The organism is Providencia sp. wls1943 (assembly GCF_009706275.1).
GTDB classification, from domain to species: domain Bacteria; phylum Pseudomonadota; class Gammaproteobacteria; order Enterobacterales; family Enterobacteriaceae; genus Providencia; species Providencia zhijiangensis.
In genome coordinates this window covers 254,583-280,176 of sequence record NZ_WLTU01000007.1, presented here as the reverse complement: position 1 = coordinate 280,176, position 25,594 = coordinate 254,583, and the positions used below count along the sequence as shown (strand labels likewise).

Annotated in this window: 22 protein-coding genes, 1 pseudogene and 1 other annotated feature (1 of these 24 running past the window's edge); of the genes and pseudogenes, 13 read left to right on the top strand and 10 right to left on the bottom strand. The window is 43.1% G+C overall.

What is annotated here, in order from left to right; genetic code table 11:
- The first annotated feature begins 44 nt into the window (after positions 1 to 44).
- The 9 genes from GKR48_RS03410 to GKR48_RS18130 all read left to right on the top strand — a co-directional run bounded on the left by GKR48_RS03410 (position 45) and on the right by GKR48_RS18130 (position 10,152).
- Entirely contained in the window at positions 45 to 689 is a 645-nt protein-coding gene (locus GKR48_RS03410; RefSeq protein ID WP_336431110.1) for a YchE family NAAT transporter, read from the top strand.
- Between the two features lie 616 nt (positions 690 to 1,305).
- The gene (locus tag GKR48_RS03405; protein ID WP_154627005.1) at positions 1,306 to 2,937 is read left to right on the top strand and encodes an ABC transporter substrate-binding protein; all 1,632 of its coding nucleotides are present in this window, start codon (positions 1,306 to 1,308) and stop codon (positions 2,935 to 2,937) included.
- A gap of 94 nt (positions 2,938 to 3,031) precedes the next feature.
- Complete coding sequence (oppA, locus tag GKR48_RS03400; RefSeq protein ID WP_154627003.1) at positions 3,032 to 4,672, top strand: oligopeptide ABC transporter substrate-binding protein OppA; 1,641 nt, start codon at positions 3,032 to 3,034, stop codon at positions 4,670 to 4,672.
- A 66-nt stretch (positions 4,673 to 4,738) separates the two neighbouring features.
- Positions 4,739 to 5,659 (top strand): oligopeptide ABC transporter permease OppB, encoded by a 921-nt coding sequence (oppB, locus tag GKR48_RS03395; protein ID WP_154627001.1) that lies wholly within the window; start codon positions 4,739 to 4,741, stop codon positions 5,657 to 5,659.
- A 15-nt stretch (positions 5,660 to 5,674) separates the two neighbouring features.
- Positions 5,675 to 6,583 carry an oligopeptide ABC transporter permease OppC gene (gene oppC / locus GKR48_RS03390; protein WP_154626999.1) on the top strand — a complete coding sequence of 303 codons (909 nt, stop codon included), beginning with the start codon at positions 5,675 to 5,677 and terminating at the stop codon, positions 6,581 to 6,583.
- Between the two features lie 11 nt (positions 6,584 to 6,594).
- Entirely contained in the window at positions 6,595 to 7,584 is a 990-nt protein-coding gene (locus tag GKR48_RS03385) for an ABC transporter ATP-binding protein (protein WP_154626997.1), read from the top strand.
- Positions 7,581 to 8,579: a murein tripeptide/oligopeptide ABC transporter ATP binding protein OppF gene (gene oppF, locus GKR48_RS03380; protein WP_154603727.1), complete on the top strand. Its 999-nt coding sequence runs from the start codon at positions 7,581 to 7,583 to the stop codon at positions 8,577 to 8,579. The genes GKR48_RS03385 and oppF overlap by 4 nt, the downstream gene beginning before the upstream one ends.
- 205 nt (positions 8,580 to 8,784) lie before the next feature.
- Positions 8,785 to 9,387 (top strand): SMI1/KNR4 family protein, encoded by a 603-nt coding sequence (locus GKR48_RS17865; RefSeq protein WP_230088579.1) that lies wholly within the window; start codon positions 8,785 to 8,787, stop codon positions 9,385 to 9,387.
- A gap of 48 nt (positions 9,388 to 9,435) precedes the next feature.
- Positions 9,436 to 10,152, top strand: a complete 717-nt coding sequence (locus tag GKR48_RS18130) for a hypothetical protein (RefSeq protein ID WP_230088578.1) — start codon at positions 9,436 to 9,438, stop codon at positions 10,150 to 10,152.
- Between the two features lie 43 nt (positions 10,153 to 10,195).
- Here the strand turns inward: GKR48_RS18130 and GKR48_RS03370 are convergent, their stop codons facing one another.
- Positions 10,196 to 10,528 carry an HI1450 family dsDNA-mimic protein gene (locus tag GKR48_RS03370; protein WP_154603729.1) on the bottom strand — a complete coding sequence of 111 codons (333 nt, stop codon included), beginning with the start codon at positions 10,526 to 10,528 and terminating at the stop codon, positions 10,196 to 10,198.
- A 45-nt stretch (positions 10,529 to 10,573) separates the two neighbouring features.
- Positions 10,574 to 12,034 carry a cardiolipin synthase gene (cls, locus tag GKR48_RS03365; protein ID WP_154626995.1) on the bottom strand — a complete coding sequence of 487 codons (1,461 nt, stop codon included), beginning with the start codon at positions 12,032 to 12,034 and terminating at the stop codon, positions 10,574 to 10,576.
- Positions 12,035 to 12,316: 282 nt separating this feature from the next.
- Here cls and GKR48_RS03360 point away from each other — a divergent pair, with 282 nt between their 5' ends.
- Together GKR48_RS03360 and GKR48_RS03355 are read left to right on the top strand one after the other, a co-directional pair.
- Complete coding sequence (locus tag GKR48_RS03360; RefSeq protein ID WP_132496008.1) at positions 12,317 to 12,490, top strand: YciY family protein; 174 nt, start codon at positions 12,317 to 12,319, stop codon at positions 12,488 to 12,490.
- Between the two features lie 124 nt (positions 12,491 to 12,614).
- Positions 12,615 to 13,352 carry a TonB family protein gene (locus GKR48_RS03355; protein WP_154626993.1) on the top strand — a complete coding sequence of 246 codons (738 nt, stop codon included), beginning with the start codon at positions 12,615 to 12,617 and terminating at the stop codon, positions 13,350 to 13,352.
- Between the two features lie 64 nt (positions 13,353 to 13,416).
- Here the strand turns inward: GKR48_RS03355 and yciA are convergent, their stop codons facing one another.
- Together yciA and GKR48_RS03345 are read right to left on the bottom strand one after the other, a co-directional pair.
- Positions 13,417 to 13,842: an acyl-CoA thioester hydrolase YciA gene (yciA, locus tag GKR48_RS03350; protein ID WP_006658727.1), complete on the bottom strand. Its 426-nt coding sequence runs from the start codon at positions 13,840 to 13,842 to the stop codon at positions 13,417 to 13,419.
- Positions 13,843 to 14,031: 189 nt separating this feature from the next.
- Positions 14,032 to 14,592: a septation protein A gene (locus tag GKR48_RS03345; protein ID WP_154626990.1), complete on the bottom strand. Its 561-nt coding sequence runs from the start codon at positions 14,590 to 14,592 to the stop codon at positions 14,032 to 14,034.
- 267 nt (positions 14,593 to 14,859) lie between these two features.
- On the opposite strand from GKR48_RS03345, the gene GKR48_RS03340 reads away from it, so the two are divergent.
- A complete protein-coding gene (locus GKR48_RS03340) occupies positions 14,860 to 16,614 on the top strand; it encodes a SulP family inorganic anion transporter (protein WP_154626988.1) in 1,755 nt (584 codons plus the stop codon).
- Between the two features lie 77 nt (positions 16,615 to 16,691).
- Here the strand turns inward: GKR48_RS03340 and GKR48_RS03335 are convergent, their stop codons facing one another.
- Entirely contained in the window at positions 16,692 to 17,447 is a 756-nt protein-coding gene (locus tag GKR48_RS03335) for a YciC family protein (RefSeq protein WP_154603733.1), read from the bottom strand.
- A 406-nt stretch (positions 17,448 to 17,853) separates the two neighbouring features.
- Between GKR48_RS03335 and ompW the strand changes: the two genes are divergently transcribed.
- Positions 17,854 to 18,501: an outer membrane protein OmpW gene (ompW, locus tag GKR48_RS03330; RefSeq protein ID WP_154626986.1), complete on the top strand. Its 648-nt coding sequence runs from the start codon at positions 17,854 to 17,856 to the stop codon at positions 18,499 to 18,501.
- A 398-nt stretch (positions 18,502 to 18,899) separates the two neighbouring features.
- On the opposite strand, the gene trpA is transcribed toward ompW, so the two are convergent.
- From trpA to GKR48_RS03300, 5 genes and pseudogenes are all read right to left on the bottom strand, one after another.
- Complete coding sequence (gene trpA, locus GKR48_RS03325; protein WP_154626984.1) at positions 18,900 to 19,706, bottom strand: tryptophan synthase subunit alpha; 807 nt, start codon at positions 19,704 to 19,706, stop codon at positions 18,900 to 18,902.
- On the bottom strand, positions 19,706 to 20,896 hold the full coding sequence (gene trpB / locus GKR48_RS03320) for a tryptophan synthase subunit beta (RefSeq protein WP_154603735.1): 1,191 nt from the start codon (positions 20,894 to 20,896) through the stop codon (positions 19,706 to 19,708). Before trpB ends, trpA begins: the two co-directional genes overlap by 1 nt.
- A gap of 54 nt (positions 20,897 to 20,950) precedes the next feature.
- Positions 20,951 to 22,327, bottom strand: a complete 1,377-nt coding sequence (gene trpCF, locus GKR48_RS03315; protein WP_154626982.1) for a bifunctional indole-3-glycerol-phosphate synthase TrpC/phosphoribosylanthranilate isomerase TrpF — start codon at positions 22,325 to 22,327, stop codon at positions 20,951 to 20,953.
- Between the two features lies 1 nt (position 22,328).
- A pseudogene (gene trpD, locus GKR48_RS17855) lies at positions 22,329 to 23,959 on the bottom strand (bifunctional anthranilate synthase glutamate amidotransferase component TrpG/anthranilate phosphoribosyltransferase TrpD).
- On the bottom strand, positions 23,959 to 25,533 hold the full coding sequence (locus tag GKR48_RS03300) for an anthranilate synthase component 1 (protein ID WP_154626978.1): 1,575 nt from the start codon (positions 25,531 to 25,533) through the stop codon (positions 23,959 to 23,961). The pseudogene trpD and the gene GKR48_RS03300 overlap by 1 nt, the downstream one beginning before the upstream one ends.
- A 26-nt stretch (positions 25,534 to 25,559) precedes the next feature.
- Positions 25,560 to 25,594 (bottom strand) — a sequence feature (Trp leader region) (it continues 67 nt past the right edge of the window).

The window sequence follows — 25,594 nt, the reverse complement described above, 5'->3', positions numbered from 1 at the left end:
AGGTAAGCGTTTCTTGTTTAAGAATTTTATGAGGGTATTAATGGGTGAGCGCAACATTACTTGATTTATCAGGCTATATTAAATTTTTTATTGGTCTATTTGCGTTGGTAAACCCGGTTGGTATCCTGCCTGTGTTTATTAGTATGACAAACTATCAAACCGTTGCTAGCCGCAATAGAACCAATACGATAGCCAACTCATCAGTCGCAATTATTCTCTGTACATCACTGCTGGTGGGGGACTCGATATTACAGCTGTTTGGTATTTCAATTGACTCATTCCGTATTGCGGGGGGAATTCTGATTGTCACCATCGCGTTATCGATGATCAGCGGTAAAATTGGTGAGGACAAACAGAACAAACAAGAAAAAACAGAAACCGCAGTGCGAGATAGTATTGGGGTGGTGCCGTTAGCGCTTCCGTTAATGGCGGGTCCCGGTGCAATCAGCTCGTGCATTGTCTGGTCATCACGTTGGACTGGCTTGCAGAACTTTATTGGTTTAGCGTTAACCAGTATTTTGTTCGCTTTTTGCTGTTGGCTGTTGTTCCGTTCTGCATCTTTACTGGTTCGTTACCTAGGGCAAACGGGCATCAACGTTGTCACCCGTATCATGGGCCTGCTACTTATGTCATTAGGCATCGAAATCGCTGTAACCGGTGTTAAAGCCATATTTCCAGGACTTTTATAGTGAGCATTATTTAGCCGTCTTACGAGGCGGCTATTCTCATCCACCTTTCCCGTCATTCCATTATTCTTTTCGAATTCAAAATACTCACTCAATTATCTTGGTGTGTTCTATGCAACCAAGCTGTCCTTTACAACCAAAATAATTCCTCTGCGCAATAAATTTGAAATGTGATTATGTGTCGCACTTTTTGCAGAATCAGGCATAAAAAGTAAGGAAATGTGAGCTGCGTAAATTTATTCACTATTCTCATCAGAGATTGTTAATGATATGTTTGGATTATTGTTGATGAAGATTTTAAGAGTTACTTAAGGTTTTTTTATTATCTAATTGTTTTTATTTGAGTATTTAAAAGTTGAGAAAGTGTGTCACCCCTTTCAAATAGGTTCTCTAACTTGCAATGTTAAATAAATGTAATTTTTATAACTTTTTTTTATAAGCTTTCTGAGCAAAATTGAACCTTTAAGGAAAGCTTTTGGCAGTCAAATTAGAAAACAGCTTAGGAAACAGTGACTAGAGCAGTAGTAAATCAACAATATGTAGGCGAACTAAACGTCGTTCAACATACGTTGAAACGTTAACTGTAAAACCGTAACTATGAAATGGAGAAGGCGCAACGATGAAACTTACTACTAAGCACAGTTTACTTTCCTGTCTCATTTTCTCATTAGCAATTTCAGCTCAAGCCTCATCAATCCCCGATAAATCCTCATCAAATAAAACTTCCATAAATAAAATAGTGGTCAATAACGGTTCAGAAGTCACTTCACTCGACCCTCATAAAGTCGAAGGGGTACCGGAAGGCAATATTATTTTAAATTTATTGGAAGGGTTGGTTTACGACGATATTAATGGAGTGGCCGTGCCCGGTATGGCAATGAGCTGGCAGAATGAGAACTACACCACATGGACATTTACCTTGCGAGATGATGCCAAGTGGAGCGATGGCACCCCCGTTGTTGCAGAGGATTTTGTATATAGTTGGCGGCGTTTAGCGGATCCTAAAACTGGTTCGCCTTATTCCAGTTATTTACAAAATGCTTATATTGAAAATGCAGACGCTATTTTAAAAGGTCAAAAACCCAAAGAATCGTTGGGTGTCAAAGCCCTTGATGACAAACATTTGCAAGTTACGCTAAGCCATCCCGTCCCGTATTTTATCGATATGCTTTCCCATACATCAATGAAACCAGTTAACCGTAAAGCCATTGAAAAATATGGTGATAAGTGGACTCAACCGGGTTCCTTTGTGGGTAATGGCGCCTATGTGTTGGATGAGTGGACAGTCAATGAGCGAATTATCATCAAGCGTAATCCGTTATATTGGAATGACGCAAAAACGCAGATTGACCAAGCGACTTTCTTAGCTATTACCTCTGAAGTCAGTGATAACAACCGTTATCGCAGTGGGGAAATTGATATTAGTAATTCAGCTATTCCCCCAACGCTGTTCAAAAAGATGAAAGCGGAAAAGCCGAACGAACTGTATGTTCGTCCGTTTCTGTGTACGTTTTATTATGAAATTAATAACCAAAAAGCCCCGTTCACCGACCCTCGGGTACGCGAAGCCATTAAGTTAGGTTTAGACAGAGAAACCATCACCAATAAAATTATCGATCAAGGACAGACAGTGGCTTACGGTTTTACGCCAACATTTATTCATAATGGTAATTTTGCGGTGCCAGAATGGGCAAAGCTTACGCCACAACAGCGTTATCAACGTGCGAAAGCGTTGCTCGCGGAGGCCGGATATAGCGCCAAAAATCCGCTCAAGTTTACTCTGCTCTATAACACCTCAGATCAAAATAAACAGCAGGCGATTGTGGCGGCATCCATGTGGCAGAAAAATATTGGCGCGGAAGTCACACTGCAAAACCAAGAGTGGAAAACCACACTGCAAAATCGCCATGAAGGGAATTATCAGGTTGCAAGAGCAACATGGTGCGCCGATTACAATGAACCGTCTGCATTCTTAAATTCATTACTGTCAGAAAACAGCAACAATACCGCAGCTTATAAAAATAAAGCCTATGACCAACTGCTATTGGAGGCTTTAACGGCGCCGAATGATCAAGCTCGTCAACAAATTTACCAACAGGCAGAAAGCTTGCTGGATAAGGACTCTGCGCTGGTTCCCGTGTATTACCGTGTGAGTGCAAGGATGATCAAGCCCACAATCGGAGGATTTAAAGGCGAAGACCCTCTTGATCACATGGATATTAAGCGGTTATATATTAATTCTACTAATTAATAATTTTGTAATAAACAAAATAATTGCTTACTGACTCAGTAAGTAGACGCATCAACAACACAACCAAAACAATAGTATGGGAGTAACCAAAATAATGAGCAAATTACTGAATAAGACCTTTGTTGCTTTAAGCGTTGCTGCTGGTGTTATGGCGGCAACGATGGCGACAAGCTATGCCGCAGTTGTTCCTGCTGGCGTGGAGCTAGCCGATAAACAAGTTATCGTACGTAATAATGGCTCCGAGCCACAATCCCTTGACCCGCACAAAATTGAAGGGGTACCTGAATCCCATTTAGCAAGGGACCTATTGGAAGGGATTACGATTGTTGGACCTGAAGGGGAAACATTACCTGGCTCCGCGATTAGCTGGGAAAATAAAGATTTCAAAGAGTGGACCTTTAAAATTCGCGATGGCGCTAAATGGTCGAATGGTGATCCTGTCACTGCAGAAGATTTTGTATATAGCTGGCGCCGACTGGCAGATCCAGACACCGCGTCTCCTTACGCTAGCTATCTGCAATATGCCCACGTACAGAATGTGGATGATGTTATTGCCGGTAAGAAAAAACCAGAAGAATTAGGCGTTAAAGCGTTAGATGATAAAACGTTGGTGCTAACATTAAGCGAAGCCGTACCGTATATTCCCAAATTACTTTCTCACCCATCAATGTCACCAGTGAATAAAAAAGTCGTTGAAAAATTTGGGGCTAAATGGACTCAACCGGGTAATTTTGTGGGCAATGGTGCCTATAAATTGAAAGATTGGACCGTTAACGAACGTATTGTTTTAGAGCGTAGTCCAACCTATTGGGATAATGCACATACAGTCATTGACCAAGTCACCTTCTTACCAATTTCATCGGAAGTTACGGACGTAAACCGTTATCGTAGCGGCGAAATTGATATGACGTATACCAATTTACCTATCGAACAATTTAAAAACATTCAACAAACAATGCAGAAGGATTTGCGTGTAAGTCCATATTTATGTACTTACTATTACGAAATTAATAATGAGAAACCGCCATTTAATGATCCTCGCGTTAGAGAAGCATTAAAACTGTCAATGGACAGAGATACTATCGCTAATAAAATCAAGGGAATGGGTGATATTCCTGCCTATGGTTTTACACCACCATTTACCAATGGTATGAAAACAGAAAAACCGGATTGGTATGCGAATATGACCCAAGAGCAGCGTAATGAAAAAGCTAAACAGTTGCTTGAAGAAGCGGGTTATAATAAGTCAAACCCATTGAAATTTAACTTGTTATATAACACATCAGATTTACATAAACGTATTGCTATTGCCGCATCATCCATGTGGAAGAAAAATATTGGTGCAGAGGTTAAACTCGAAAACCAAGAGTGGAAAACTTTCTTAGATAGCCGTCACCAAGGTGCTTATGATGTCGCACGCGCAGGTTGGTGTGCAGACTATAACGAACCGTCATCCTTCTTAAATATGCTGCTTTCTTACAGCAGTAATAACACCGTACATTATAAAAACAAAGATTTTGATGCCGCGATGAAAAAGACGCTCCAAGTAAAAACAGATGACGAGCGTGCTGATTTATACAAACAAGTAGAACAGATTGTTGACAAAGATTCTGCGATAGTCCCTCTCTACTATTATGTTAACACCCGATTAGTGAAACCTTATGTGGGTGGATATACGGGTAAAGATCCATTAGATAACTTACATACTAAAGATCTGTATATCATCAAACACTAATTACAACAGGCTGGTTCCGCGTGAGCCAGCCATTAGCCTAAATGGCAACAGAAGTAGGAAAGGGCAATGTTTAAATTTATTTTGCGTCGTTTGCTTGAAGCAATTCCGACTTTATTTATTCTCATTACCATCTCATTTTTCATGATGCGACTCGCGCCGGGTAGCCCGTTTACTGGGGAGCGTAAACTTCCACCCGAAGTCATGGCCAACATTGAGGCGAAATATCACCTTAATGACCCAATGTATAAGCAGTATTTCAGCTACTTATTCCAGCTTTCTCAAGGGGATTTCGGTCCTTCTTTCAAATATAAAGACTACAGCGTCAACGAATTAGTTGCGAAAGCCTTTCCCGTATCTGCAAAATTAGGTGCCACCGCTTTTGTGGTCGCTGTGTTATTTGGCGTGACTGCGGGGGTAATTGCCGCATTAAATCAAAATACCAAATGGGACTTTACAGTCATGGGCTTTGCCATGACGGGGGTTGTTATCCCAAGCTTTGTTGTGGCACCACTTTTGGTGCTGATTTTTGCCATTCACTTGAAATGGCTCCCCGGTGGAGGTTGGGATGGCGGTAACGTTACGCACATGATTTTACCAATGGTGGCGCTCTCTTTGGCGTATATCGCCAGTATTTCGCGTATTACCCGTGGCTCGATGATTGAGATCATGCACTCAAACTTTATTCGTACTGCACGCGCCAAAGGATTACCGCTGCGTACCATTATTTTCCGCCATGCGTTAAAACCCGCATTACTGCCAGTGCTCTCTTATATGGGGCCTGCATTTGTGGGGATCATCACGGGCTCAATGGTGATTGAAACCATTTTCGGCTTACCGGGAATTGGGCAGTTGTTCGTCAATGGTGCACTGAACCGCGATTACTCATTAGTGCTCAGCTTAACGATTTTAGTTGGGGTATTGACCATTGCCTTTAATGCTATTGTCGATGTGCTGTATGCCGTCATCGACCCAAAAATTCGTTACTAGAACCGGAGAAACACTATGTTATTAAACAACAAAAATAGTGAAGCTCTGGAAAATTTTTCTGAGCAATTAGATATTGAAGGGCGCAGTCTTTGGCAAGATGCAAGACGACGCTTTATGCATAACCGTGCGGCAATTGTTAGCCTATGCGTGCTATTTTTTATCACGCTGTTTGTGATTTTTGCCCCGATGTTATCGCCATTTTTATATGATGATACCGACTGGGAAATGATGTCAACGCCACCTGATTGGGCGACGGGACACTATTTTGGAACCGATGCTTCAGGGCGTGATTTGCTTGTGCGCGTGGCAATTGGTGGACGAATTTCCTTAATGGTGGGCGTAGCGGCGGCATTAGTCGCGGTGGTGGTCGGCACCTTATATGGCTCACTGGCAGGTTATGTGGGTGGTAAAGTCGACTCCTTCATGATGCGCTTACTGGAGATTTTAAACTCCTTCCCATTTATGTTCTTCGTTATTTTGTTAGTGACGTTATTTGGTACCAATATCCTGTTGATCTTCGTGGCCATTGGGATGGTGTCATGGCTGGATATGGCGCGTATCGTGCGTGGGCAAACATTAGGGTTAAAACGCAAAGAGTTTATTGAAGCGGCGTTAGTCTGCGGTGTTAGCACGCGCCACATTATCCTGCGTCATATCGTACCGAACGTACTGGGTGTAGTCGTGGTTTACGCATCATTATTAGTCCCAAGTATGATCCTGTTTGAGTCATTCTTAAGCTTCCTTGGCTTAGGAACGCAAGAGCCACTCAGTAGCTGGGGAGCTTTACTCAGTGATGGCGCTAACTCTATGGAAGTCACGCCGTGGTTACTGTTGATCCCCGCTGGGTTCCTAGTTATCACGCTGTTCTGTTTTAACTTTATCGGCGATGGCTTACGTGATGCCCTCGACCCGAAAGATCGCTAAGGGGCTAATTTATGGAACATTCAATACACAAAAGCCCTTTATTATTGGTGCAAGATTTAAACGTCACATTTGCGACCCAAGATGGGGATGTGACGGCGGTGAATAAACTCAATTTTGAATTGAGTGCTGGGGAAACGCTGGGAATTGTGGGGGAATCCGGCTCGGGGAAATCCCAAACCGCTTTTGCCTTGATGGGACTGCTGGCAAAAAATGGCCGAGTAGGTGGCTCCGCCATGTTTAATGGCCGTGAGATTTTAAACCTCAAGGAGAAAGAGCTTAACCGCATGCGCGCGGAAGAGATCTCCATGATTTTCCAAGATCCTATGACTTCCCTCAACCCATACCTGAAAATTGGTACGCAGTTATCTGAAGTGTTGATGCTGCACAAAGGGATGAGTAAGAAAGAGGCCTTTGAAGAATCCGTACGTATGCTGGATGCGGTAAAAATGCCGGAAGCGCGTAAACGCATGAATATGTATCCGCATGAGTTTTCTGGTGGTATGCGCCAGCGTGTGATGATTGCGATGGCGCTACTGTGCCAACCAAAATTGCTGATCGCCGATGAACCAACAACCGCCTTGGACGTCACGGTACAAGCGCAGATCATGACCTTGCTGAATGAACTGAAGCAGGAATTTGATACCGCAATCATCTTAATTACCCACGACTTAGGGGTTGTCGCTGGTGTGTGTGACAAGGTACTCGTAATGTATGCGGGGCGCACGATGGAGTATGGCAGCGCACGAGATATTTTCTATCAGCCATCTCATCCATATTCGCTGGGTTTATTAGCGGCAGTGCCGCGCTTAGATGGTGATGACGATAACTTAGCCACTATTCCAGGCAACCCGCCAAACTTATTACGCTTACCAAAAGGGTGCCCATTCTCACCGCGTTGCCAATATGCAAACCAGCACTGTGTAGAGCAAGAACCTCAATTAGCCAGTTTTGCACAATCACGTTTACGTGCCTGCTTTAAGCCTGTGGAGGAATTAGTATGAGCCAAGAAAATAGGCAGGTGCTACTGGAAGTCAATGACTTAAAAGTGCATTTTTCCATCAGAGATAAACAACAATGGTTCTGGCAGCCGGATAAAAGTTTAAAAGCCGTCGATGGGGTGACACTACGTTTATACGAAGGGGAAACCTTGGGTGTGGTGGGGGAATCTGGCTGCGGTAAATCCACATTTGCGCGTGCATTAATTGGTTTGGTGAAATCTACCAGTGGCACGGTGACATGGTTAGGACAAAATTTACTTACCATGAATGATAAACAGTGGCGTAATGTGCGTAGCGATATCCAAATGATTTTCCAAGATCCACTGGCATCCTTAAACCCACGGATGACGATTGGAGATATTATCGCGGAGCCACTAAAAACTTATCATCCGAAGATGCCACAAAAAGAAATCACTGAAAAAGTGAAAAAAATGATGATGCGAGTCGGGCTACTACCCAATCTGATTAACCGCTATCCTCATGAATTCTCTGGTGGTCAATGTCAACGCATTGGGATTGCACGGGCGCTGATTTTAGAGCCGAAATTGGTGATTTGTGATGAGCCAGTGTCTGCGCTGGACGTCTCCATTCAAGCGCAAGTGGTGAACTTACTGCAAGAACTTCAGCGGGAAATGAAGCTTTCTTTAATCTTTATTGCCCACGATCTCGCGGTGGTCAAACACATTTCGGACCGTGTACTCGTCATGTATTTAGGACATGCGGTGGAGCTGGGAACTTACGACGAAGTGTATAACAACCCGCTGCACCCTTATACGCGTGCATTGATGTCTGCGGTGCCAGTACCGGATCCAGATAAGGAAAAAAATAAGCAAATTGAGCTGCTTGAGGGGGAATTGCCATCACCGATTAACCCGCCTTCAGGTTGTGTATTCAGAACCCGCTGCCCAAGTGCGGATGCTGAATGCGCGAAAACCCGTCCATTACTAGAAGGAAGTTTCAAGCATGCAGTGTCTTGTTTGAAAATTGATCCACTGTAATCGGTAAGATTTGCGTTTTATTGTTGTATTAAGGCTCCCTTTATTATTCATAAAGTGGGGCCTTTTTTATGGGGAACAATTTTCAGAAAATTCAAACCTAATTGCTACTTAAAATAATCAGTTAGCTATGATATTAAAGGCAGCGATATTAAAAGCGATGATATTAAAAATAAGTAATTAAAACTGGATAGGATACTAATTGTTAATGAGTGACCACTCGCAGCAGATTCATCAAACATGGATAGCCATCAACCAGCGCTATGCAGATGACCAAATCCAACGTATTCAACAAAAACTCCCCCTTGCTAAGCAAATGGACAGCGATGAAGCGTTGTTCGGAGCGGACAGCCACCATTATCAGCTCAATCCACCTTTGGATATGGCACAGATAGCACAGTGGCAGCGACGTACTGGTGTGCAGTTACCCCAAGAATATGTGCAGTTTATGACGCAATTGGGTAATGGCGGCGTAGGCCCTTACTACGGTATAGAGCGTTTTGAAGACAGTGAAAATCGTTATGATGCAGTGGCATTACCTTGCGTGCTTAGCCCAACCATGAGCAATGATGAGTGGCAAACACTCAGTCACTTAATGGAAAATTGCAGTGATGAAGAGTACGACTTACGGGAAAGTTTGCTTCACCAAGGGCTGTTTTACCTTGGTACTTGCGGCTGTACGTATGACATTCTGCTGGTGGTGACGGGCAAACATGCTGGGCGACTGGTTTATACCCACGAATGGTGTGACTCGCCAACACCGTATCAGTTTGCTTATGAAAGTCATTTATTGGATTGGTATGAACGCTGACTAGATGAAATTATTCAGCAATATGATACTGGCTGGTTTGGGCATCGGATGGGCGGTGATGAAACGACGTTATTCAACCTATTTCATCATGAAGATAATGAAAAAACGAAGCTAGCGGCGCTAGAAGGACTGAAAAAGTTACCGTCATTATCGGAAAAGGGCATTGAGCAACTCACTCGTATATTAGATAACGAAATACTCAACATTTACCATGTGAAGGCACTGGAAGTATTAGCAAAATATTCCGTTGCTGCTTCATCGGACTATTTAGCCCAAACGCTTGAGAGCCAAGATCCTGCGCAAATCAATCGTGGGTTACAACTGATTTATTGGTATCAAAAAGCCGATTTAGCGAAGTTTCAATCGGCTATTTTAGCCAAATTAGCACAGAGCGAGCATGCAGATACGGTGAGTTTTGCGGGGTATATCCTCAAGGAATTACAAGCGGTCAAAGTGGAAGATTTTCAACACTTATTTAGTCATGTGGATGGTCAGATTGCTGTCAGTGCATTATATGCTGCTTCCCACGATGTCAATTTTAGTCAAAAGGTCGCTCACTACTTTGAGTATATGATTGCGGATAAGAGTGAAATTGCATTAACCGCGATCCAAGCTGTCGCGCGTTCACCTGAATTTGCTGATGGGGTGGAACCGTATATTGTGGCGGCGTGGGAAAAATACCCATTAGATAAGAGTGATTATATTCGCAATAATCTGCATCTCTATATTAAGAAACATCATTTGCAGTTGGATTTAGCAGAATAAAGTTTAATAAAAGATGAGGGAATATTTCCCCCATCTTTTATTTTTACTGTTTCCATTCGATATGTTGGAAAGGGTGCTTAGGGTTCCGGCTGATAAGAATTCGTGCAAAGATATCGTCAATCTCATCCTCTGGGCTTTTAGCAAGTCCGATCACCACTTCACTCATTTGCGCTAAAGGTAATCCTTGAGTGGCGAGAATATGCCAATCTTGACTGAATGGCACAATTTCAGCCGCGCCACACTCTTCGAACTGCAAAGCGAAAATCACTTGGTCGGCAGGCTCTAAGTTCTCCATCGCACCTTCAAGGAAAAGGTCATAGGCAATTTCAATGATTTCATCTTCATCGATTAGGTTAATACTTGGGTTCTGGCTCATGACGTTTTCCTAACAGTTAAGCAATGGTGATTATAGTTATTATAATTACAATAATGGGCTAAAGAAGTAGCACAGGCGCTCAATCACACGGTTCCAGAACGGGCGTTGTTCCCATTCTTCAATATCTAAGCGTGTGGAGCGAGCCATATAATCATACTGAACCAGCGTCAGATCGCTACCAAAACTTTTATCGTCAATCACGACTGTAATTTCAAAGTTCAGCCATAAACTGCGCATATCTAAGTTTACTGAACCGACTAAGCTTAATTCCCCATCAACACAGACACTCTTGGTATGCAGCAACCCATCTTCAAACTGGTAAATTTTCACGCCAGCTTCCAATAATTCGGTATAGAAAGAGCGGCTTGCCCAGCGAACTAAGAAAGAGTCATTATGGCGAGGCATGATGATACTGACATCAACACCGCGCATAGCAGCGGTACAGATTGCATGCAGCAAATCATCACTTGGTACAAAGTATGGGGTGGTCATGATCAGCTGCTTACGAGCTGAGAACATCGCTGTCATTAATGATTGCTGGATAAGTTCTTCAGGGAAACCCGGGCCTGAAGCAATCATTTGGGTAGTATGTCCGTTATCTTGCTCGAACGGCATGATATTGCTATCTGGTGGTGGCGGTAAAATGCGTTGTCCTGTTTCCATTTCCCAGTCAAAGGCGTAGACAATCCCTAATGTGGTACTCACTGGGCCTTCCATACGAACTAAAATATCCACCCATTCACCGACACCCGCATCTTGTTTAAAGTAGCGCGGATCCACCATGTTCATGCTGCCGGTGTAAGAGATATAGTTATCAATGACAACGATTTTACGATGCTGGCGTAAATCCATACGGCGCAGGAAAAAACGCATAAGGTTGACTTTTAGAGATTCGACAAACTCAATCCCCGCGGCGCGCATTTTATCGGGATAATCACTGCGGAAAAAATGCCAGCTTCCTGCGGAGTCCACCATAATGCGGCACTTAACGCCACGTTTTGCTGCATTGAGAAGGGCGTCAGTGACTTCATCGACAAGCCCACCTGGCTGCCAAATATAGAACACCATTTCGATAGAGTTTTTGGCATTATTAATATCATTGGCAATGGCTTTTAGTGAGTCTTCGCTGGTGGTCAGTAATTGAATGCGGTTGCCTTTGACGCCTGCAATACCTTGGCGTTTCTCACACAGTTGGAATAATGGCTCAGCAACGGGGCTGTTATCGTTAGCAAAAATGTGTTTGGAGAGGCGTAGATTTTCCAGCCAAGTGGCAACCGATGGCCACATTTGATGAGCTTTATCGATACGACGTCGACCTAAATGGAGTTCACCAAATGCGGCATACGCGATGATCCCCACCAGTGGCAGGATATAAATGATCAGTAACCATGTCATCGCCGAAGTGACGGGGCGACGAGTGACGAGGATACGGACAGTAACCCCAGCAACAATTAACCAATACAGGAAAAACAGTAACCAACTCATTAAGGTGTAGACGGTTGCCATAATGGATAACAAGCCTCACTGACAGAGAGAAAAAAGAGTCGAAAAAAGAAAATATGTCTTATTAAATATAGACTAAGAATAAACATACCAGAATTTAGTAAAAGTTCTGAATAAAAACTGAGTTAAATAGATAAAAGTGCAATTAATGATAAATTAATTGGTTCAACTCCATTTTTTGCGTGATGATTTTGTTTTTTCCTTGATAACTTCCTCTTGGTTCTCGTGAGTAAAGGCATATAATATTTCGCTGTTACGAACACACACCTGATAAGGATTAAAAAGATGAGACGCAGTAGGCAAGAAGTGGGTCGCTGGAGAATGCTAAGACAAGTCGTTCGCCGCCGTCGCCGTTGGTTAGAAAGACACTCTCGCCGCAATATGCACATTTATTCGCTCCGCAAAATGGACATCTATAAACGTCGTCATTCCCTGTTATTTACACAGTGGATTGAGTAAGGGTATTCACGTTTATACTCACATTTTTAACTTTGTTCGCCAAACCTTATTGAATATGATTGCTATTTGCATTTAAACTATTAGCCATATTCAATAAGTAAACGGTGTAGGGTAAAAATTGCATATGCGTGGTATCAGACTGTTAGTCATCATTGCTGTTTCATTATCAATTCATGCGGGCTTGGCTATGGCGTGGATTTTTAATCAACCGAAATTTCCTCAACCTGAGGAGCCAATCTCGATAGCAATGCTTTCCTTTGCTGAACCCGCCGCCACTCCACCAGCCGAAACACAGGCAGAGCCAGAGCCGGTCGTTGAACCTGAACCTATCATTGAACCTGAGCCTGTTGTTGAACCGGCGATAGTCTTACCGCAGAAAAAACCAGAAGTAAAAAAGAAACCTGAACCGAAGAAAGAACCTAAAAAAGAACCGAAAAAAGTTCAAGAGCCAGTTAAACCCGTTGAGAAACAACTGGCGATGAACAAAACGCCATCCACAAATACAGATACTACGCCAAAAGAAGTCACCAACACGCGCGGAACTGATACTAACGTCAAAAATAATGCAACAGCATCTAACCAATCCACGGGGCAACGTGGTCCAAAAGCATTAAGTAAACAAGCGCCTGAATACCCAGATCGCGCTCGTCGTCTAGGAAAAAATGGTTATGTGAAAGTACGCTATGACATCGATGAAGATGGGCGAGTGCAGAATATTGAGTTTGTTGAAGCTTCACCAAAAGGGATGTTTGAGCGAGACGTGAAGCGTGCAATGAACCGTTGGAAATACGAAAAATTGCCAGCGAAAGGTTATATCACTGAAATCTACTTCAAAGTGGATGGCACGGTAAGCCAAGCTTAGCAGTTAGAAAATGTGAAGATCAAAAAAGGGCACTTATCAAAGTGCCCTTTCAGTATATGAATGATTAAGCTTGAGGCTGCGAACTTTCTAATTCGAAGTGTTGCTTATCTTCAGGTAATGCTCGAGGCGTATTGTCATCATTGACCGCCACATAAGTAAATACCGCATCAGTAGCTTGATAGCGCTGACCTACAGGGTGGGTTGCCACTTTTTTCACCCACACTTCAATATTGATAGTGACGGAACTTTTCCCTGTTTTTAAGCAGCGAGCATAACAACAAACAACATCACCAACAGCAACTGGTTTTTGAAATTTAATGCCATTGACTGCCACTGTTACTACGCGACCCAGAGCAATTTCTTTTGCTAAAATCGCGCCGCCAATATCCATTTGAGACATTAGCCAGCCACCAAAAATATCGCCATTCGCATTGGTATCTGAAGGCATTGCCAAAGTACGTAAAACGAGTTCACCGTTAGGTAATTGCATATCAAACTCTTTATTAAAAGGAATTAAACACTATGATTTTGTTGCTCATTTATAGCAAACAAACATAAGTATAGTAAACCGCTAGAGTACATCCAGTCACAGATAATTGTAACAAATCACTGTGATAGGCATAAAAAAGCTGCGAAAGTGCGCAGCTTTTTTATCATCATAATAATTCGAAGAAATAAATTACTCTTCTGGCTTTTCTGCCTGAGGCTCTTTAGTCATGTGTTTGAAAATATACACCACACTAAGGATCGTAAAAATTAAGGTACCAGCCGTCAATCCAAATACTTTAAAGTTGACCCAGACACTCTCAGCCATCCAATAAGCCACGTAAATATTAATAACAGCGCAAGCAACAAAGAAAATACCCCAAGCAGTATTTAATTTTAACCAATAACTGTCTGCTAATTTAATTTCTTGGTTGCTACCCAGCATTCTTTGAATGAGTGGTTTTTCTGTAAACCATTGGCTCGCAAACAAAGCAATACCAAAAAGAGCATAAATAATGGTGACTTTCCATTTGATAAAGTCAGCGCTATGAAATAACACCGTTAACCCTGCAAATACCATCACAATCGCACAGGTGATTTTTGCTACTCTTTCCACTTTTTTATAAATAAAGTAAGTGACCAATAAGGAAATCGGGGTGGTTATCAGTAATGATTGGCTAGCAACATAAATATCGTATTGCTTATAAAAGAGAAAAAAGATAACCAAAGGAATAAAATCAATAAGTTGTTTCATAACGGTGGATTCAGATCCTTAACGTGAACATAATCAGCTTAAATGGAGTCAATTCAAACAGAGTCAACTTAAACGTAGTGGCGTAGTTTAACTGATTTTGCGCAGATTGTTAAAAGTTTGCTCTCTTTTACCAAGAATTAAGCCTGTAAACCAATCAAATTTGCACTATTTTACCCTTATTTGACTTAGTCCTAGATAAACTTTAATAGTTCGGATATAAATAGTCTACGTAAGAAATTAACTGATTAATTTTTAGAGATTTTTTCCATGATAAAGGCGCGATTATTTAATCTGATGCCCGGTTTACAAACCTTTAGTCAATATCAATTGACGAACTTGGGGCCGGATGTGAAAGCGGGGCTGTCGGTCGCCGCCGTGGCGCTGCCTGTGGCAATTGCTTATGCTGAACTCATGGGGATCAATGCCATTGTCGGGCTATATGCCTGTATTTTACCGATGCTGATGTATGCATTGTTTGGCACCTCTAAACAATTAATCATTGGACCGGATGCGGCAACCTGTGCGGTGATTGCCGCTGCCGTTGCGCCTTTAGCGATGGGGGATGAAAATACCCGTTGGCAATTAATCATTGTAATGAGCTTAATGACGGGAATATGGTGCTTGATTGCGGCACGTTTTCGTCTGGGAATGTTTGCCGATTTTTTATCCGGACCGATTTTACAAGGGTTATTAAATGGGGTCGCACTGACCATTATTGTTAGTCAGCTAGGGAAAATTTTTGGTATTGATTCGCTTCCATCTGGGTTTATCGAGCGTTTAGTGGCATTACCGCTTGCGCTACCAGAAACCCATATTCCGACATTAACGGTGGCGGTATTAACGCTAACGGTGACGATGACCATCAAACGGGTACGCAGTAAATGGCCTTCACTGTTAATTGCGATGGTCTTGGCAACGAGCGCCAGCATTATTTTCAATCTTGAGCAATATGGCATTAGTACCGTCGGTAATCTGGGTAATGGATTACCCTCGATAGCAGCACCGGATTTTAACCCCGGCTTATTGCGGGATTTGGTGACGCCATCTTTAAACTTAGCGGTGATCAGCTTTGTGAGCTTTATGATGACGGCGCGAAGCTTTGCCAGCAAAAATGGTTATACCGTGGATGCAGACCAAGAGCTGCGCGCCTTAGGCATGGCGAATATCGCGTCTGCATTATCTCAAGGATTTGCGGTAAGTGCGGCCAGTAGCCGAACTGCTGTAAACGATATGATGGGCGGCAAAACGCAGATGGTATCGGTCATTGCTGCGCTCACTATTTTGGTGGTGTTGCTGTTTTCAATGGATCTGCTGGGTTATATTCCGATGCCCGCATTAGGGATGGTGCTAGTGGTCTCGACGTTTTCACTGATTAGCTTTCGCAGCATTTATGCAATGCGTAAACGTAACCGACAAGCCTTTTTCTTATGCGTTTTCACACTTTGCGCGGTGCTTGTGGTCGGCTTGATCAGCGGCGTGGGCTTTGCCGTGTTATTAGGTTTGCTGCAATTTTTGCGGGTGATATTCCGCCCAACAGATCAATTATTAGGGGTTGATGAACAGGGCATGTTGCATTCTATGAACCCTGATAATGATATTCAGGCGGTTGAAGGGGTTCTGATTTATCGTTTTAACTCACCGTTGACTTATTTCAATGTGAACTATTTTAAAGATCGCTTAAACAAGCATATCGATAGCCAGCGTAAACGTCCGGCGTGGGTCATTGTGGATGCCGCCGTTAGCTTCACCCATAACGACGTGAGCGTCTTCTCTGCACTTAACGAGCTTGTGACGTCATTAAAAGCGAAAGGGGTAACGCTGGTGTTGGCTGGGCGAAGAACATCCCTAAACCGTTGGTTATCACAAAATAAAATTAGCCGTTCTGATGATGATTTATTGGTGGTGCCAGATATCTATTTCGCTATCCGCTTGATCCAAAGTAAGCAGCATATTCAGCAAAAAAGTGTTGAAGAACGCAAGGAGAGTGAGGAAGGAATCGTCGATAATAAATTGTCAGAGTAATGGTTTCGATAGAATGAAAAACAAAAGGGCGTCACTTTGAAGAGATGCCCTTTTTAGATCATTAAATCTGTCTATATTTATGCGTTTTTGCTGCTCAGCATATATAAACGGAAAAAGTAAATTAAGGCAAAAGCGGCAATCATGTTGTTGATCAGGAATGAAATACCATTGACCACAATATGATTCAGTTGCAGGCTGCTTAACAGCATACTCACTAACATTTGCGTTGCCATCCAAATTAAAATCATTGGGGCAGCGATACGCCAATTGGCAAACGCCAGCTTCCAGCTTCTGCCCATGGCATTAAATGGATTCACTTTTTCATTCATTAAAATGGCAGGGGCAAGAGAAAAGCCAATCGCCAAAATCAGACCAGGAAGTACCATCAGGGTGATACCCAGCTGAATTAATAACGAACAGATAATTAGCAGTAGGAACATCGCAGGGGCTTTAGGTAATGATGAAACCAGTGCTTGAGTCCCGTTCACAGCTTCACCACGAGATAAATTGGCGATATAAGAAAGCACGCCGCACATCAGTACCAAACTTCCCAATGCTACGGATAAAATCAAGCCCATAGACACACGCAGAATGCTGTTTTTCTCGTCTTCAGGTAAGTTCAGTACCCAATTCTGTAACCCTGCATTACCCGCTTCAAGTAGCTGGTTCTGCGCTTCAAGTAACACGCCAATCATCCGTTCATTAGGAATTAACATTGCGTAGACAATCACGCTGATTGCGGTGGCGATTAACACAATGGTGAAGAGGCCATTCAACTGGTTTTTAAAAAAGTTGATGCTGTCACGAAAGAGTGAGTTGGCCGAAATGGACATGTAACTGCTCCTATCTACAAACGGAATAAAAATTTGACGGTGATTGTAACTGAGTATCGGACGTATAGGTAGAGAAAGATAAGAAAAGTCTGGGAGTTAGCCTAAATAGGTGCGCTACTCAATAAATGGGTGTGTCTCTATTAATAAAGAATAATCCTAAAGGTGTATTTTAAATATATATTTAAATCGCGATTTAATTAGCCATTAATATAAAATCATTTCTTATTTTAATAGTTATTTCATGAAAATTGATTCAAATCAAAATAGAAAAAACCAGTAATGGAATAATAAACTCAGCTTTATTACGAAATATATAAATTAGCAAAAGATGTGATCTTGATTTGAATATTAAATTTAAGAATAGGCTATATTTTGCTAAATAATAAACATAGGAATGGGATTGACAATGAAAAAACTCACTGCGCTTGTATTGGCTGCTGCAACTTTAGCTCCAGCAGCTTCATTTGCTCATGAAGCTGGCGACTTTTTATTCCGTGCAGGTACGGCAACTGTAAGACCAAATGTTGGCGGGGATGATGTTAAACTAGGCAATGCTAATTTAGGCCATTTTGATGCAAATAATAATACCCAATTAGGTTTAACTTTCGGTTATATGATCACCGATAATATTGGTGTGGAATTATTAGCAGCAACTCCGTTTGAGCATAAAGTTGGCACTGGTCCAACAGGAAATATCGCAACAGTTAAACACTTGCCACCAACTCTGATGGCTCAATATTACTTTGGTGGCAAAGAAGATAAACTGCGTCCTTATTTAGGTGCAGGTCTTAACTATACTTTCTTCTTTGATGAGAAATTCAATAGTACTGGTAAAGCTGCGGGTCTGTCTGACCTAGACCTGTCAAGCTCTTGGGGCTTTGCAGCGCAAGCCGGTATGGACTACATGCTTGATGAAAACTGGATGTTAAACGCCTCTGTTTGGTGGATGAATATTGACACTGACGTTAAATTCAAAGCTGGTGAAGACCGAGTTAAAGTTGATACTCGTTTAGACCCATTTGTATTTATGTTTGGTGTGGGTTACCGCTTCTAATTTCTCAAGGACTTCAGCAAGTTTATTCTTGCTAGCTAATGGATTAGAAAGCAGTAAAGAAATCCGGGAATATATTCCCGGATTTTTCGTTTTTAGAGAAGAAAGAATATAACGAATAGAGCGTGCAATGTTAAATTACTTATATTTTATTTAACATTAATTTCACAACACCAAAAAAGACTAATAATCAGAGTGCAAATTTAATTCTATAATTAAATATCAAGATAGATATTTAAACTAAATTAGTCTGAATGACTTTACCTAATATATTTTAAATATTATCTGTGAAGTGGAATTTTGATAGAAACAATTGAATGCGTTAACGGCTATTTGAAATAAAAAAAGCCATCAAAATATGGATGGCTTTCTGACGCAATGAAGAAAATAAATTAAGGTGACTATTTTTGTGTGGCGGCTTTCATATTTGCCACAAACTCCGTTAATTTACTGAGCATCTCTTGTGGACGTTGTAGGTTATTTTCAATGATTTTTACCACAGCGGAACCTGATATTGCCCCCGCAGCCCCATTACGAATTGCCTCAGCCACTTGAGCAGGCTCTGAAATACCAAATCCTTGAAGCGCGGGCGCTGCGCCATATTGAGTTAATTTGCTCACTAAATGGGTTAATGGCATTTGCGCTCGCTGCTCTGTGCCAGTGACGCCAGCTCGAGAGAGTAAATACGTATAACCTTGGCTATGTTCTCCTATCTCTTTTAGCAGTGCGTCATCCCCATTCGGTGGGCAAATAAAGATAGGGGCGATGCCGTGGGCGATGGCTGATTCACGGAACGGCTTTGATTCACGCATTGGCACATCGGCAACTAAAACGGAATCTACGCCAGCCTGTTGGCAACGTTGGTAAAAATGGTCGATACCATTGGTGAAAACCAAGTTAGCGTATACCAGTAAGCCTATCGGCATATCGGGGTGTTTGGCACGAATACGCGCTAATAATTCAAAGCATAACGTCGGTGTGATATCGCTTTTAAAGGCACGTAAATTGGCATTTTGAATTGTCGGGCCATCCGCTAACGGGTCAGAGAAGGGGATGCCTATCTCTAAAGCATCCGCACCACCTGCAATTAACGCATCGACAATTTTTAAAGAAATCTCAGCATCAGGATCGCCTAACGTGACAAAGGGAACAAAAGCGCCTTGATTTTGTTGGTTTAAACGCTGAAAAAGTTGAGTATAACGCGTCATTAGATTTCCCCTTTGCTGGTCAAAATATCATGTACCGTAAAAATGTCTTTATCACCACGACCGGATAAATTGACAATTAACAACTGCTCTTTATTTGGATTTTGTTCTGCCATTTTGAGGGCGTAAGCCAGTGCATGAGATGACTCTAATGCAGGAATAATCCCTTCTTTGCGTGACAGCAATTTAAAGGCGTTTAGCGCTTCATCATCGGTAATCGAAACATATTCCGCACGACCAATACTGTTTAAGTGCGCATGTTGAGGCCCCACAGATGGAAAATCTAATCCCGCTGAAATGGAATAAGATTCTTCAATCTGCCCCTCAGAGGTCTGCATCATTGGGGATTTCATGCCGAAATAAATCCCAACACGACCATGTTTTAATGGGGCGCCGTGTTGCCCTGATTCAATACCGTGACCGGCAGGCTCAACCCCAATTAACCCGACGCTTTCTTCAGGAATAAATGACGCGAACATACCGATAGCATTGGAACCGCCACCAATACAGGCGATCACCGCATCCGGTAGGCGACCTTCTTTATCTAAAATTTGCTGTTTTGCTTCATCACCGATCATGCGCTGAAATTCACGCACAATGGTCGGATATGGGTGAGGACCCGCCGCCGTGCCTAATAAATAGTGTGCGGTTTCATAACTGCCAGACCAGTCTCTTAGCGCTTCGTTACAGGCATCTTTTAGGGTAGCTGAGCCGCTATGCACTGGGATCACTTCGGCGCCCATGAGCTTCATGCGGAACACGTTCGGAGATTGGCGTTCAACGTCCTTTGCACCCATGTAGATACGGCACTTCATATTTAATAAGGCGCAAGCAAGGGCGGTAGCGACACCGTGCTGACCTGCACCCGTTTCAGCAATAATTTCATTTTTACCCATACGTTTGGCGAGTAATGCTTGACCCAACACCTGGTTGGTTTTGTGCGCGCCACCGTGAAGTAAATCTTCGCGCTTTAAATAAAGCTTAGTTTTAGTACCGGCTGTCAGGTTGCGGCACAGGGTTAATGCCGTTGGACGACCTGCATAGTTTTTAAGTAGGTCATGGAATTCAGTTAGGAACGCAGGGTCATTTTGTGCGTCAATAAAGGCATCTTCTAGCTGGTTCAATGCTGGGATCAAAATTTCTGGGACATATTGCCCACCAAACTCACCGAAATAGGGATCTAATTTGCTCATTCTTTATTATCCATTTTAAGTTTATATGTTCAGTATGATTAATATGGCTTTGTGCTAAATCGCCATACGGGCTGATTTCAATGCATCAAAGACTTGGTTTAATTTTTGTTCGGATTTAATACCCGGTTCGATTTCAATGCCAGAGTTAAAATCAAGCCCATTGCAGACGAGTTCGGCCGCTTGCTGGCAGTTTTCAGGGTTAAGTCCGCCAGCCACCATCAGTTTGTAGCCGCTATTTGTGGGTATTGATGACCAATCAAAGGTTTTTCCTGTGCCACCAGCGCCGTTGTCTAATACCAGTAAATCAATTAACTCAGGGTCATAATCGGCGATCTGGCTATCAGCCATATTCAGTGCTTTCCAAATGTGGCAGTGAGCGGGCAACATTTCACGTAATTGTGCCATGTAAGTATTATCTTCATCGCCATGGAGTTGAACTGCATGTAGCGCCAATTGTTGGGCAATATGTGCTACAAAATCCGCGGATTGATTACGGAAAACGCCCACAAATTTAAGTGGTGCAGCATGAATAATTTGCTTTGCCTGTGACAGCGTCACTTTACGGGGGGATTTTTCAGCGAAAATCAGTCCACCAAAATTGGCTCCTGCGGCAAATGCAGCTTTCGCATCTTGCTCTCGGGTTAAACCACATACTTTATGTTCACCAATCAGCAGGTTACGCAGTGCTTGTGGTAAATCCGCTTGCTCCATCAAGGCGCTACCGATTAAGAAACCGTTGGCGACATCCGAAAGGCTTTGAATATGTTGATGTTGAAGAATACCCGATTCGCTGATCACCACGGTTCCTGCGGGTAAACGCGGTGCGAGTTGACGAGTACGATTTAAATCGATGGACATATCGCGCAGGTCGCGGTTGTTGATCCCAACCACTTTGGCTTTCAATACTATCGCACGCTCCAGCTCTTCGTCGTTGCTCACCTCAGTGAGTACGCCCATATTCAGTTGGTGTGCAACATCGGCAAGGGCAAGGTATTGTTCATCATTTAATACGGACAGCATTAATAAAATGGCATCCGCCTGGTAATAGCGAGCAAGGTAAATCTGATAAGGGTCAACGATGAAATCTTTGCACAGAACGGGTTGTTTCACGGTATTGCTGACGATGGTCAAATAATCCATTTTGCCTTGAAAATATTTTTCGTCAGTTAAAACTGAAATCGCAGAAGCATAAGGGGCATACATGCCCGCAATCACGGCAGGATCGAAATCTTCACGGATAAGCCCCTTGGATGGAGAAGCTTTTTTGCACTCTAAAATAAACACAGGGCGCTTCGCTTGTAAGGCTGAGTAGAAATTTCGTTGCGCAGGTTGCACTTCAGATTGAAAACTTGCCAGCGGTTGACGCTGTTTGCGCTCTACTAAATAGGCAAATTTATCATCCACAATCTTTTGTAATACAGTGCCTTTCATCTTAGTGCTCCCTTGCAGCTAGTGCTAGAACGCGGTCAAATGCTTTACCGCTACGAATAATATTGAGTGCGTGCTCGCTGTTTTCTTTTAAATCTTCGTAGCCATTAATGCGTAACAACATGGCGACATTTGCGGCGACAGCAGCTTCATGAGCCGCTTGACCATGACCTTGTAATAATTGTGTCAGTAGAAAACGGTTTTCATCTGGGGTACCGCCTTCCAAATCTTTCAGCTGATAAGGCGCTAAGCCAAAATCTTCAGCTGTCAGAGTATATTGCTGAACCTCACCATTTTTTAACTCGGCGACATGGGTTGGTGCATGAAGTGAAACTTCATCCATCCCTCCACTATGTACCACAGCAGCGCGGGTAAACCCAAGCATTTGCATGGTTTTTGCTACCGGTTCAACCAATGAATCTTGATAGACGCCCACTAATGCTAACGGTGGGCGAGCTGGGTTAATTAATGGGCCCAGAACATTAAATAAAGTACGGGTTTTTAATTGGCTACGCACAGGCGCGGCATGGCGGAATCCACTGTGATATTGCGGCGCAAATAAGAAACATAAGTCTAATTCGTCTAACGCATCACGGGCACTTTGAGCGCTTAAATCTAAAGCAATGCCAAAGGCGGCGAGCAGATCCGATGAACCTGAACGACTGGAAACGCTGCGGTTGCCGTGTTTCGCGACTTTGATCCCGCATTCTGCCGCCACAAAGGCGCTGGCGGTGGAAATATTAATACTGTTGGCGCCGTCTCCCCCTGTGCCGACAATATCACTAAATTGATAGTCAGGGCGTGGGAAAGGTTGGGCATTTTCTAAGCATGCCAGTGCTGCACCGGCAATTTCTTGCGGTTGTTCTCCGCGCATTTTCATGCTGATCAAGACGGCAGCAAGTTGGGGCTCAGTGAGTTCACCTTGAATAATTGCGTTAAATAAATATTGGCTCTCTTGTTGAGTTAACGCTTGCGCCTTAAATAATTTATCGTAAATGTTTTGCATGATTGGCTCTCTGTGTCCCATTAGTGCGAATGTGATGTTGTTTTGTTGGGGGAAGAAAGCGCCCATGCCACCGTATTTTCTAACAACAATTTTCCTTGGGTGGTTAAGATGGATTCGGGGTGAAACTGGAATCCACACACTCGCTGTTCATCATTGCGTACCGCCATGACCATGCCATTGGATTGTGCGCAAATAGTTAATGATTCAGGGATTTGGCTACCCACTAAAGAGTGATAGCGAGCCACTGAAATAGGGTTTTCTAAGCCGGTAAACATGGCTTGTTCATCGTGGGTCGCCATTGATGCTTTGCCGTGTAAAATTTCACCCGCAGGGGAGACTGTTCCGCCATAAGCTTCAACAATGGCTTGATGCCCCAAGCAGATGCCAATCACAGGAATGGTGCCTATTACCGACTTAAGTACTTCCGGCATACAGCCCGCGTCACTGGGTTTTCCAGGGCCTGGTGAAAGGACTAAAATCGCATCATCGAGTTGATTCAATACGGATAAAACATGTGCCGCATTAACGGTGTTGCGGTAGATCACCACGTGGTGACCACCAGCACGTAATTGGTCGACCAAGTTGTAGGTGAAGGAGTCGACATTATCGAGTAGTAAGATATTAGCCATTAAAATAACTCCTCAACTTGGTGGGCTTGGGCAATGGCGCGGATCACTGCGCGGGCTTTATTACGAGTTTCGTCGGCTTCACCTTGTGGAGAAGAGTCGAGGACAACACCTCCGCCAGCTTGAACGGTGGCAATGCCGTTTTCGACATACGCGGAACGAATAACGATGCAAGTATCAAAGTCGCCTTTACCATTAAAGTAACCCACAGCGCCGCCGTAAGAGCCTCTGCGCTCTTTTTCACATTCTGCGATCAGTTGCATCGCTTTAACTTTCGGCGCGCCGGTTAATGTCCCCATATTCATACAGGCTTGATAAGCATGGAAAACATCTAAATCGCTGCGTAAAGTGCCAACAACATGGGAAACTAAGTGCATTACAAAAGAGTAGCGGTCAACTTTGGTCAGGTTGGCAACATAGCGGCTGCCTGCTTCACAAATTCGTGCTAAATCATTACGGGCTAAGTCCACCAGCATGATGTGTTCGGCAAGCTCTTTTTCATCGGTACGCATAGCCAGTTCAATGCGGCTATCTAAATCTAAGTCGATATTTCCTTGCGCATTGCGACCACGAGGGCGGGTACCTGCAATTGGGTAGATTTCCACCACGCGAGTTTGTTTGCTGTATTTCAAGGCGCTCTCTGGTGAAGCACCGAACAGGGTGAAATCGTTGTCTTGCATATAGAACATGTACGGGCTTGGGTTTTGCGCTTTAAGTTTTTGATAGGCAATCAGCGGCTGCGCACATGGCATACTGAATTTGCGTGATGGGACGACTTGGAAAATATCACCGCGGTAGATGGCTTCTTTTAATGTATTGACTACACGCCCATATTCTTCATCGTTTTTATTGATAGTGACGCTGAAGTTGTCTTGTTCACCCAGAGGTAATGCGGGTAAGTAAGGGCGGCACGCAACGATAATGTCGCTGTGGCGTTGTTTTACTTGTTCGACGATGTGGGTATCGGCTGTAAATAACAGGCTTTTTAAGCGCGCGGCTTGGTTTTGATGGTCTATCACTAAATAGTGTTCAGCGACGAAAAAGCAGAAATCAGGGCATTGGTTTGTGGCTGCGACTTCTGGTAATGCTTCAAAATTTGCCACTAAGTCATAGGCAAATAATCCGCCCATAAACAGGATTTCGGGTCTCGGGAAGTGGGCTTGAGCCAGTGCAGGCAATGCGCGTAATACATCCAAACATGATGCGCTTTTTAAACGGCTATCTTCATCTAATTGGCTTTCGGGTTGAGCAAAGTTGACGGTCAGATGATTTGTGGTTAAATCGCGAGAAATCGCTTTTTCGGCTAATTGCGCATGAATTAAAGGTAATAGGGCTTGGCCATTTTCAGTTAAGGCTTCAATTTCAACCCGTTGACCAAATGCACGGATGCGTAATGCGCTATCGATGATTAATAGGCTTTGTAAATTGGCTTTGTTGTTGACTTCAGCCGACTCTAACAGCATGGTAGCGGCTTTATTCTGGCACAGGTGATTAAATAACAACGTAGGATCAGGTTGATAGTTAATTGGGCTATCCAGATGATTAAAATGTGCTAATGTGGTGTTTTGTTTGTTCATTTTGCTGCCTTAAGCTAATTTTAGACGTAAAAAAACCCGCTGGTTGAGGGCGGGTTCGGCA